Consider the following 2,621-nt stretch of genomic DNA (forward strand, 5'->3'; position numbering starts at 1 on the left):
GGACTACCAGGGTATCTAATCCTGTTTGCTCCCCACGCTTTCGCTCCTCAGCGTCAGTACCGGCCCAGAGTGCCGCCTTCGCTACTGGTGTTCCTCCCGATATCTGCGCATTTCACCGCTACACCGGGAATTCCACACTCCTCTACCGGACTCGAGTCACGGCAGTATCGAGTGGCCCCTCCACGTTGAGCGTGGAGATTTCACACCCGACTTACCGAACCGCCTACGAGCTCTTTACGCCCAATAAATCCGGACAACGCTCGCCCCCTACGTATTACCGCGGCTGCTGGCACGTAGTTGGCCGGGGCTTCTTCTGCAGGTACCGTCACAATCGTCCCTGCTGAAAGCGGTTTACAACCCGAAGGCCTTCATCCCGCACGCGGCGTCGCTGCGTCAGGCTTTCGCCCATTGCGCAAGATTCCCCACTGCTGCCTCCCGTAGGAGTCTGGGCCGTGTCTCAGTCCCAGTGTGGCTGGACATCCTCTCAGACCAGCTACCCGTCGTCGCCTTGGTAGGCCGTTACCCCACCAACAAGCTGATAGGCCGCGAGACCATCCCGAAGCGGAATCCATTTCCTCACCGATCCATGCGACTCGATGAGGGCATCCGGTATTAGCACCGGTTTCCCGGTGTTATCCCGGTCTTCGGGGCAGGTTCCTCACGTGTTACTCACCCGTTCGCCGCTAGGACATCCCGACCGAAGTCGGGAGCCTCGCTCGACTTGCATGTGTTAAGCGCGCCGCCAGCGTTCGTCCTGAGCCAGGATCAAACTCTCCATCGAGATCTCGACCCCGTCACCGAGGTGACGCGGCCTCCGATCCGTTGAGAGCCGCCGGGACGGACCACTCGTCCGCTCCGGCAACCGGCACGTCGGCGCGGCGAACCGCACCGCCGTGCGTGAATTGACGACGTCTCACGACCTCGACACCGAGACGGTGGCCGAGGGCGCGGACGCCCGCACTGGCTTTTGGCAATCACTCTTCCGTTTTCAAGGAGCGGCTGCCCGAGGTCATGAGGCCGCGGCCGACCCGGCCGGGCTGGTCTCGGGCGGACACCCATCCGGTCGCTCTGCGAGCGTCGGAGCTCGTTGCGAGCTGCGCGTTCGCTCGGGGCGACAGGCGTCCGTGTCAATCCGCTCGCACCGGGCCGCGGCGTACCGCAGTCCCGGAAGCGGGACCCCTCATCTTACGAGAGGCGCTCGGTGGAGTCAAACGTGCACCGGGCCCACCGGGTTCCGGCCGGCCGGGGCGTCTCCGCCGCCCGGGCCGTCACCGCGCCCGGGATGGTGCAGTGTACACGGATCCGACCCATCCACGGCCCGGCCCCGGCCCGCCAAATCGGGGCAGAACTGCCCGTTGTTGCACGTGAGGCGCGTTGTTAGCCTGCCGCGCGTTCGCCAGTCCGGGCGAGGTGGGATCGCCGTCCGGGCACGAGCGAAGGGCGGGCCACGATGGACCAGGGCAGGGATGGCGCCGCGCGCCGCGCGAGCGCCCCGGCAACGCCACGAACGGACCGGCGGAGCGCAGCCGATCGACGCTTCGCCCGCCGGGGGGCCGCGCACGATGCGCGCCTCGCCCTCGCAACGGTGCGCGCTCTGCTCACGACGCAGCTCGAGCGCGACCCGCAGCTGCCGGCCGACGTCGTGGCGTGCCTGCACGACGCGACCCGGGAGGTCGACCGGATCACCGTGCTCCTCGCTCCCGACGTGGGCGGGGCGGTCACCCGCGCGTGCGATCTCGGCGCCGTCGCGCGTGACGTCGCCCGCGCGCAGGCCGTGGTCTTCGGCATCCCCGTGACGTGTCGCGGCCCGGCGGTCGACGTCGCCTGCGATCACGCGACGGTGTGGCGCGTGCTCACGAACCTCGTCCACAACGCGTGCCGCGCGGCGGGTCCGGCCGGCGCGGTGACCGTGGCCGTGGCCGTCGGCGCGCATCCGGGCGCGGTCGTCGTGCGGGTGCGCGACACCGGAGCGGGCTGCGCGCCACCGTGGACGGCCGGCATCGGGCTGGAGGTCGTGGACCGTCTGCTCGACACGCTCGGAGGCTCGCTCGACGCGGCGGGTGTCCCGGGCGGCGGGACCGAGGTCGTCGTGACACTCCCCGCCGCGGCGCCGGCGTGGACGACGACGGGCTGTGTAACCGCATGAACGGCGAACGGCCCGCACGCGTACTGCTCTGCGACGACCACGCCGTGTTCGCCGAGGCGGTCGCGAAGCTCCTGCGCACTCGCGGTGTCGAGGCCGTCGTGTGCCGCCATCCCGGTGCCGCCGAGGACGCCGTGCGCGCCGACCGCTTCGACGTGTGCCTCATGGACCTCGTCTTCGACGACGACGGTGGCGACGGCAACGACGGCAACGACGGCGCCGGCCGCGACGACGAGAACGGCGACGTCGACGGTGTGCGGGGCATCCGGCGCGTCCGCGCGGCGTCACCCGCCACGGCGGTGATCGCGCTCACCGGTACGACCGACGAGAACCTCGTCCGCCGCTGTCGCGGGAGCGGCGCGTCGGCGTTCGTGTCGAAGACGGCGAGCGCGGACGCACTCGTCGACGCGATCGACCGCGTGCGCCGCGGGGACGCGTACTTCACGGCACGCGACGCGACACCGATCGTCGAGGTGAG

Annotated in this window: 2 protein-coding genes and 1 rRNA gene; 2 read left to right on the plus strand and 1 reads right to left on the minus strand. The window is 70.0% G+C overall.

What is annotated here, in order from left to right; translation table 11 throughout:
• A 16S ribosomal RNA gene (locus VJR25_RS11740) occupies positions 1–781 on the minus strand; the annotation flags it as partial.
• Between the two features lie 804 nt (positions 782–1,585).
• On the opposite strand from VJR25_RS11740, the gene VJR25_RS11745 reads away from it, so the two are divergent.
• Together VJR25_RS11745 and VJR25_RS11750 are read left to right on the plus strand one after the other, a co-directional pair.
• Positions 1,586–2,146: a sensor histidine kinase gene (locus VJR25_RS11745; protein ID WP_324115192.1), complete on the plus strand. Its 561-nt coding sequence runs from the start codon at positions 1,586–1,588 to the stop codon at positions 2,144–2,146.
• Positions 2,143–2,621: response regulator transcription factor (locus VJR25_RS11750; protein WP_324115194.1), on the plus strand; the 479-nt coding region annotated here is incomplete at its 3' end. The genes VJR25_RS11745 and VJR25_RS11750, both read left to right, overlap by 4 nt.

Origin of the sequence: Microbacterium sp. (genome assembly GCF_035277845.1) — a bacterium.
Classification (GTDB): domain Bacteria; phylum Actinomycetota; class Actinomycetes; order Actinomycetales; family Microbacteriaceae; genus Microbacterium.